General features: G+C 64.1%; 5 protein-coding genes. 4 read left to right on the forward strand and 1 reads right to left on the reverse strand.

Annotation, left to right across the window (positions count from 1 at the left end; genetic code table 11):
• Positions 1 to 67 precede the first annotated feature (67 nt).
• Positions 68 to 517: a carbon monoxide dehydrogenase subunit G gene (locus JQ632_RS34680; protein WP_212407224.1), complete on the reverse strand. Its 450-nt coding sequence runs from the start codon at positions 515 to 517 to the stop codon at positions 68 to 70.
• 564 nt (positions 518 to 1,081) lie between these two features.
• On the opposite strand from JQ632_RS34680, the gene JQ632_RS34685 reads away from it, so the two are divergent.
• The 4 genes from JQ632_RS34685 to JQ632_RS34700 all read left to right on the forward strand — a co-directional run bounded on the left by JQ632_RS34685 (position 1,082) and on the right by JQ632_RS34700 (position 6,061).
• A complete protein-coding gene (locus JQ632_RS34685) occupies positions 1,082 to 1,567 on the forward strand; it encodes a (2Fe-2S)-binding protein (protein ID WP_212407225.1) in 486 nt (161 codons plus the stop codon).
• Positions 1,568 to 1,650: 83 nt separating this feature from the next.
• The gene (locus tag JQ632_RS34690) at positions 1,651 to 3,993 is read left to right on the forward strand and encodes a xanthine dehydrogenase family protein molybdopterin-binding subunit (RefSeq protein ID WP_212407226.1); all 2,343 of its coding nucleotides are present in this window, start codon (positions 1,651 to 1,653) and stop codon (positions 3,991 to 3,993) included.
• Between the two features lie 17 nt (positions 3,994 to 4,010).
• Positions 4,011 to 4,811 carry a xanthine dehydrogenase family protein subunit M gene (locus tag JQ632_RS34695; RefSeq protein WP_212407227.1) on the forward strand — a complete coding sequence of 267 codons (801 nt, stop codon included), beginning with the start codon at positions 4,011 to 4,013 and terminating at the stop codon, positions 4,809 to 4,811.
• A gap of 143 nt (positions 4,812 to 4,954) precedes the next feature.
• Positions 4,955 to 6,061 (forward strand): CaiB/BaiF CoA-transferase family protein, encoded by a 1,107-nt coding sequence (locus tag JQ632_RS34700; RefSeq protein WP_212407228.1) that lies wholly within the window; start codon positions 4,955 to 4,957, stop codon positions 6,059 to 6,061.
• Positions 6,062 to 6,145 lie beyond the last annotated feature (84 nt).

Raw genomic sequence — 6,145 nt, forward strand, 5'->3', positions numbered from 1 at the left:
GGATTGCGGCACTCTCGTGCCGCAATCCGATCGTCCCACGCGGATAGCGCGCAGCGCGCTAAAAAAATCAGGAAGCCGGCGCGACGACGGCGGCAAAGTTTTCGAAAAAGTTCGCTGCGAGTTTCCTGGAGGTGGAATCGATCAGCCGCGAACCGAGCTGCGCGAGCTTGCCGCCGATCTGCGCATCGGTCTCGTAGTGCAGGATGGTGATTTCGGGCGTTTCCTCCTCGAGCCTCACCTTGGCGCCGCCCTTGGCAAAACCCGCAACACCGCCGGCGCCTTCGCCGATGATGCGATAGCTGTTCGGCGCGTCGATGTCGGTCAGCGTCACCTTGCCGTTGAAGGTCGCCTTGACCGGACCGACCTTCAGCACGACGGTGGCGGTCATCTCGGTCGGCGATGCCATCTCGAGCGACTGGCAGCCGGGAATGCAGCGCTTGAGGACATCGGGATCGTTGAGCGCGGCCCACACCTTGGCCTTCGATGCCGGAATACGCTGGCTGTCGATCATCTGCATCGCTTCCTCCCTCCGCTATTGTTTGTACGGTCGGTAAGTCGGTTCGGCGCGACAGACAATCGCCAGGAAGTACTAGGTGCAGTACGCGGCGCAAACCGCGCGGCCGAAGTGCCTGCACGCCGCGCCGCAAGCCGGCCCGAAACCCCTTATGCGCGGCGCACCACCAAGAAAATCAATGACTTAGCCGCCAGCCCGCCTACTACCAAGATCGCGATTACAAAGCGGCGGCGCCGTGTTCCTATTCATCCCAACAAACGAACACATCTTGAGGGAGAGACGACGCGCAGCAGGACTGACGTCGAGGACGCAGCGTCTCGCATGATCGCGAGCGACATCGCTGCCGCGAGACGAGACGCCTATTTCATTTCGCAGACATCGTGCAGGTCGCGCCACCCGCTGGCGGCGGCACGAAAAGATGTTGCCCAGGCTCGGCGCCCGGGCAGCGATCTCGATGACTTTTCCGTGACGCCGTTTGCGGCGCCATGGCGCGCAAAATCCCAGTTGCAAAGTTCCGTTGCGCTGTTTCTAATTGGAATAACTACAAACATTCGGGAGGGTATTCACGTGTCTACAGTCAAACTGACGGTGAACGGCAAGGCCGTCTCAGCCGATGTCGAGGACCGCACGCTGCTGGTCCATCTCCTGCGCGATCACCTCAACCTCACCGGCACCCATATCGGCTGCGACACCAGCCAGTGCGGCGCCTGTGTCGTGCATATCGACGGCCGCGCGGTGAAATCCTGCACCGTGCTCGCAGGGCAAGCCAGCGGCTCCAGCATCACCACGATCGAAGGCATCGCCAAGGGCGACGAGCTGCATCCGATGCAGGCGGCGTTCCGCGACAATCACGGCCTGCAGTGCGGCTATTGCACGCCGGGCATGATCATGTCGGCGATCGACATCGTGCAGCGTCATGGCGGCCAGCTCGACGAAGCCACCGTCCGCCACGAGCTCGAAGGCAATATCTGCCGCTGCACCGGCTACCACAACATCGTCAAGGCGGTGCTGGATGCGGCCGGCCGCATGAAGGTCTCTCAGGCGGCCGAGTAGGCCGCTGCACGCCTAATCGAACAACCGCCGCTGCTTTCGATGGAAAGCGCGGTCAGACAAAATTCCGGTCGGGAGGACAGGACATGGGTGTTGAAGGCATTGGCGCAAGCGTCGTGCGCAAGGAAGACAAGCGTTTCATTACCGGCAAGGGCCGGTACGTCGACGACATCAAACTGCCGGGCATGACCTATGCCCATTTCATCCGCAGCCCGCATGCGCATGCCAAGGTGAAGGGGATCGACTCGTCAGCCGCATTGAAGATGCCGGGCGTGGTCGCGGTGCTCACCGGCAAGGAGATCGTCGACGATAAGGTCGGCAACCTCATCTGCGGCTGGGCCATCACCTCCAAGGACGGCACCCCGATGAAGATGGGCGCATGGCCGGCGATGGCGCCGGAGACCGTGCGCTTCGTCGGACAGGCCGTCGCGGTGGTGATCGCCGAGAGCAAGAACCTGGCGCGCGACGCGGCGGAAGCCGTGGTCGTCGATTACGAGGAGCTTCCGGCGGTGGCGGACGTCAACGCCGCGATCAAGGCCGGCGCGCCGCAACTGCATCCCGAAGCGCCCGGCAACCAGGTCTATGACTGGGTCATCGGCGATGAGAACGCGGTGAACGACGCCTTCGCCAAGGCGGCGAATGTGGTGAAGATGGATGTCACCAACAACCGCCTGGCGCCGAATCCGATGGAGCCGCGCTCGGCGCTTGCCGACTACGACACAGCCGAAGAGCACTACACACTCTACACGACCTCACAGAATCCGCACGTCGCCCGCCTCGTGCTGTCGGCGTTCTACAACATTGCGCCCGAGCACAAGCTGCGCGTGATCGCGCCCGACGTGGGCGGCGGCTTTGGCTCCAAGATCTACATCTATCCGGAAGAGATGGTGGCGCTGTGGGCCTCCAAGAAGACGGGACGCCCGGTGAAGTGGACCGGCGACCGCACCGAAGCCTTCCTCACCGACGCGCACGGCCGTGACCACGTCACCCATGCGGAGATGGCGTTCGACGCCAGCAACAAGATCCTCGGCTTCAGGGTGAAGACCTACGCCAATTTCGGCGCCTACATGTCGCTGTTCTCGTCAGCAGTGCCGACCTATCTCTACGCGACGCTGCTGTCGGGCCAGTACAACATCCCGGCGATCCATGCCGAGGTGATCGGCGTCTACACCAACACCACGCCGGTCGATGCCTATCGCGGCGCCGGTCGGCCCGAGGCGAGCTACCTGATCGAGCGGATGATGGAGACGGCGGCGCGGCAGTTGAAGGTCGATCCGGCCGCGCTGCGCAAGTCGAACTTCATCACTCAGTTCCCGCATCAGACGCCCGTCATCATGGCCTATGACATCGGCGACTTTAACGCCTCGCTCGACGCGGCGATGAAGGCGATCGATTATGCGGGCTTCGCCGCACGCAAGGCGCAGGCGAAGGCCCAAGGCAAGCTGCGCGGCATCGGCGTGTCCTGCTACATCGAGGCGTGCGGCATCGCGCCGTCGAAGGCGGTCGGCAGCCTGGGCGCCGGCGTCGGCCTGTGGGAGTCGGCCGAAGTACGCGTCAACCCGGTCGGCACCATCGAGATCCTCACGGGCTCGCACAGCCACGGCCAGGGTCACGAGACGACGTTCTGCCAGCTCGTTGCCGATCGCCTCGGCGTTCCGATCAGCCAGGTCTCGATCGTCCATGGCGACACCGACAAGGTGCAGTTCGGCATGGGCACCTACGGCTCGCGCTCGGCGGCCGTCGGTCTCACCGCGATCCTGAAGGCGATGGAGAAGATGGAGTCCAAGGCCAAGAAGATCGCAGCACACGCGCTGGAGGCTTCCGAAGCCGACATCGTCATCGAGAACGGCGAGTTCAAGGTGACCGGCACGGACAAGGCGATCGCGCTGCCGATGGTCGCACTCGCGGCCTACACCGCGCATAACCTGCCTGACGGGATGGAGCCGGGCCTGAAGGAAAGCGCCTTCTACGACCCCTCCAACTTCACCTTCCCCGCCGGCGCCTACATCTGCGAGCTCGAGGTCGATCCCGGCACCGGCAAGACCACCTTCGTCAACTTCGTCGCGGCCGACGATTTTGGCCGGCTGATCAACCCGATGATCGTCGAGGGCCAGGTCCATGGCGGCCTTGCCCAGGGCATCGGGCAGGCACTGCTGGAGCACGCGGTCTATGACGCCAACGGCCAGCCGGTCACGGCGTCGTTCATGGACTACACCATGCCGCGCGCCGACGACCTTCCGTCGTTCAAGCTCAGCCACACCACGACGCTCTGCCCGGGCAATCCCTTGGGCATCAAGGGTTGCGGCGAGGCCGGCGCGATCGGCGCATCCGCTGCCGTGATCAACGCGATCACGGACGCGATCGGCAAGAACAATCTGGAAATGCCCGCGACCCCCGATCGGGTCTGGCGCACGATCCACGCGGCTTAACAGAGGGAGCAACGAAGATGTACCAGACCACTTATCATCGCGCTTCCTCCGTCGACGAGGCGGCCGCCACCTTCGCCAAGGGCAGCGAGGCAAAATACCTTTCCGGCGGCCAGACGCTGCTGCCGGTCATGAAGCAGCGGCTCGCGAGCCCCTCCGACGTGATCGACCTTGCCAAGATCAAGGAGCTGATCGGCGTCGAAGCCGCGGGCGACACGCTGACCATCAAGGCCGCGACGCCGCACTATGACGTCGCGACCAGCGATGCCGCCAAGAAGGCGATCCCGGCCGTGGCCTATCTCGCCTCGCTGATCGGCGATCCGGCCGTGCGCTATCGCGGCACGATCGGCGGCTCGCTCGCCAATAACGATCCGGCCGCGGACTATCCGGCAGCAGTGCTGGCGCTGGGCGCGACGATCAAGACCAACAAGCGCTCGATCGCCGCCGACGACTACTTCAAGGGCCTGTTCACGACGGCGCTCGAGGACGGCGAGATCATCACCGCCGTGTCGTTCCCGGTTCCGGCGAAGGCGGGCTACGCAAAATTCCCGCATCCGGCCTCGCGCTTCGCGCTGACCGGCGTGTTCGTCGCCAAGACCAAGGCGGGCGATGTCCGCGTCGCGGTGACCGGCGCGTCGCAGAGCGGCGTGATGCGGGTTGCGGCGCTTGAAAACGCCTTGAAGGCGAACTGGTCGGCGTCGGCAGTCGACAGCGTCTCGATTCCCGCGAGCGGCCTGTTGTCCGACATCCACGGCTCGTCCGACTACCGCGCCAACCTCATCAAGGTGATGGCGGCGCGCGCGGTAACAGCCGCCGGATAATTAGCGTCTCAACACAAAAATTCCGCGGCGCGCAGAAATGCGCGCCGCTTTTATTTTGAGCGTGCGGCACGAAAGCGCTTGCCTCGCTTCGCCGAAGGCGGGAAAAGTTAATCGAGCAATTAACTCGCGAGGAAACAAGAACCGTGCTCGATAAACCAGCTCAAGGGTCCTCCGTTCGCGCGTCCGGCCCGCTCTCAGGCTTTCGCATCGTCGAATTCGCCGGCATCGGCCCGGGCCCGTTCGCCTGCATGCTGCTCGCCGACATGGGCGCCGAGGTCGTCACGCTCGATCGCGTCGGCGCCAGGAAGAGCATGAAGTCGGTGGCGGGCCGCGGCCGCAAGGTGGTCGAGCTCGACCTGAAGGACAAGGCAGCGATCGCTGACGTGCTCGACCTTCTCGCCAACGCCGATGCGCTGATCGAAGGTTTTCGTCCCGGCGTGATGGAGCGGCTCGGGCTCGGACCGGACGTGGTGCTCGCGAAAAATCCAAAGCTCGTCTACGGCCGCATGACCGGCTGGGGCCAGGAAGGGCCGCTCGCGAATGCCGCCGGCCATGACATCAACTACATCTCGATCACCGGCGCACTCGCCGCGATCGGCACAAAGGACGCACCGGTGCCGCCGCTCAATCTGGTCGGCGATTTCGGCGGCGGCGCGCTCTATCTCGTGGTCGGCGTGCTCGCGGCACTGCTGGAGGCGCAGAAATCCGGCAAGGGCCAGGTCGTCGACACCGCGATGTGCGACGGCGCGGCCTCGCTGATGTCGTTCTTCTTCGACATGACCGCGATGGGCCGCTGGAGCGAGGGCCGCGACCAGAATTTCCTCGACGGCGGCGCGCATTTCTATGGCGTCTACGAATGCGCGTGCGGCCACTTCATCTCGATCGGCTCGATCGAGCCGCAATTCTACGCGCTGCTGCGCCAGCATGCCGGGCTGACCGATGCCGATTTTGACGCGCAGATGGACCGCAAGGCCTGGCCGGCGCTGAAGGACAAGCTGAAGGCCGTCTTCAAGAGCAAGACGCGCGAGGACTGGTGCAAGATCATGGAAGGCACCGACATCTGCTTCGCGCCGGTGCTGACGATGTCGGAAGCGACAGAGCATCCGCACATGGTCGCGCGAAAAGTTTTCGTCGAACGCCACGGCGTCAAGCAGCCAGCGCCGGCACCGAGATTCTCGCGCACAGTGTCGACGATACGCGAGCCGGAGGCGGCGGAGATTGGGGCGGTGACGAAGGCGTGGAAGCGATAATCTAGCCTAGCAGGCTGCTGAAAAACTGTTCTCGACGGCAATAATGACCTGTGATTCCGTGGAAGTGAAGGCACGGGGTGATTT

It is taken from the genome of Bradyrhizobium liaoningense (genome assembly GCF_018130955.1).
Classification (GTDB): Bacteria; Pseudomonadota; Alphaproteobacteria; order Rhizobiales; family Xanthobacteraceae; genus Bradyrhizobium; species Bradyrhizobium liaoningense_C.

Bases quoted from the DNA above. Each gene is read 5' to 3' on its own strand.
- JQ632_RS34680 (WP_212407224.1), bottom strand. From the start codon at position 517: ATGCAGATGATCGACAGCCAGCGTATTCCGGCATCGAAGGCCAAGGTG.
- JQ632_RS34690 (WP_212407226.1), top strand. From the start codon at position 1,651: ATGGGTGTTGAAGGCATTGGCGCAAGCGTCGTGCGCAAGGAAGACAAG.
- JQ632_RS34695 (WP_212407227.1), top strand. From the start codon at position 4,011: ATGTACCAGACCACTTATCATCGCGCTTCCTCCGTCGACGAGGCGGCC.